We start from the raw sequence: 1,176 nt of genomic DNA, 5'->3' as shown, positions 1-1,176 counted from the left end.
TAGGAGATCAATGTGATTGCATTGCCTGTTATCTCCGACGAAGCAAGAGACAGTCTGGATACCCACGTTCAGGTGCTCAATCGCCTGACACCGGATGAAGCGCGGGAAATCAAGCGGATCGCCCTGTTTGCCGACACCTTTGGCGCAATGGATCGCGTGGGATTACAACGCGCCATTGGTCAGACTGACAGGGAAGCCATCCGTGACCAACTTTCCGCTGCCCTCGCCGGTATTGGTGGCGCAATACTTCAAGCCAGCAATCTGTGCCAAGAGGATAAATGTGCATTGTCTGTCAGCCTGTACGACGAGGGCGCTGGCGTTTTTGCCGACCCCGGCGTCATCGAATTTCCGGCTGTTGTACCGGCAACCGGCGTGGAAAGACAAGTGTTCAAACTGGCTTTAGGACTGCTTTCCACCCTGCCGTATGCCCTGCCAGACTTGGAGGTGCTTATATCCTATTGGGGATGGGTTGAGGAAGATTTCGATAGTTTAGTGGCCTGGTTGCCCACTATTTACCAACAGGGCGATTTCAATTACGCACAAATGGAAAAAGTGATCCGCCAGACCGCCCGCCATTCGACGTTGCCCGAAATGGAAAGCTTCCTGTTCGATGACGATGATTCGGAAGTGTCCCGACTGGCCCATGAGTTTGTGGATTGGCTCGAATGCACGGCTTTTGGTTCCTTTTTACAAAGCGCATGGGCAACCGTAGAGGGCAGACCCGCTGCTGACCTGCTGACGGATATGGCCGGACTGATTGACCGTCTGGATGATGCCGACAGCGTCATTTTCTGGGCATTTTTCCATGACGAATTATCCCGTTTCGTCGCTTATTGCGAAACGCATAAAGCGCAGGTGCCCGCCCCAGCCGATACCATCGAGTTTGAGGATATTCAGCCGCTCCTGTCCAACGTCTTTATTATCCCTGATACACCGGGTGCCTATGATTATGTCGATCAGTTCTGGGAACATTACCATCAGGTTGGTGAGGCGGGTATGCAGGTTATCCCTTTCGACGGCGAATGGGCTGATAACGTCCGGTTGGTCGTCAATCTCGCCAATGCTCAACCTTATTTTGTATCCGCTTTGGCGTCTCGTATGAGGCGGCTGTGAGGGGGGAAGGTGACATGGCTTGCCGAACTTGCATTCCAGGATTTGCTGATAGTCTGTTAAGTA

General features: G+C 52.8%; 1 protein-coding gene. It reads left to right on the top strand.

Features of this window, described 5'->3' with window-relative positions; translation table 11 throughout:
• Positions 1–12: 12 nt before the first annotated feature.
• Positions 13–1,113, top strand: coding sequence for a hypothetical protein (locus ACOCD2_RS20910; RefSeq protein WP_419588617.1), 1,101 nt, complete (start codon positions 13–15; stop codon positions 1,111–1,113).
• The last annotated feature ends 63 nt before the right edge of the window (positions 1,114–1,176 follow it).

Origin of the sequence: Thiolapillus sp. (assembly GCF_048562965.1) — a bacterium.
GTDB lineage: Bacteria > Pseudomonadota > Gammaproteobacteria > Chromatiales > Chromatiaceae > Thiolapillus > Thiolapillus brandeum_A.
This window is presented reverse-complemented; position numbering and strand designations above follow the sequence as displayed.